This window comes from Agrobacterium sp. 10T429 (genome assembly GCF_056393925.1).
The window spans coordinates 1-476 of the sequence record NZ_JBFTGV010000043.1; the positions used below are offsets into that span (position 1 = coordinate 1).

At 73.1% G+C, this 476-nt stretch carries 1 pseudogene; it reads left to right on the plus strand.

The features are described 5' to 3' along the window. Positions 1 to 476 (plus strand): annotated as a pseudogene (locus tag AC1DCP_RS26410) (hypothetical protein); the annotation flags it as partial.

A 476-nucleotide genomic window follows, 5' to 3' on the forward strand; every position in this document is an offset into this window, starting at 1 on the left:
GTACAGCGCGCCACGCTGGTGGCCTTGCAAACCTTCGGCAACGCGCTCTCCCCGGAAGCCATGCAGACCGCGATGGAGAACGTGGCGCGCGCGGCCAACGCGCCGAGCACCTCGCCGCCGCACCCGTTCCGTCCGTCCCCCGCCTCCGAGACCGTCTCCGAAGCGGAAGCCGACGCGGCCAATGCCGAGGACGACGAGGACTTCGACGCGCCGCCTGAAGTGACCGCCGGAGCTGCCGAGGGCGAGGAACCCGAAGCCGCCCCATCGCCCGAATCCGCCGGTCCAGCCCCACTGCCGCCCAACGCGAGCCTGTGGTGGGACCTGCTCCAGCAACAGTTCAGCCAGATCGCAGGCAGCGCGACGGYGGCCACCGCAGCGCCGTTCGGCAACCTGGGCGGATTCGGCGCGATGGGAGGCATGGGTGGGACGGCCGCCCCGGGCGCGGAGGGCGTGGCGCCCGCCGCACGGGACAATCC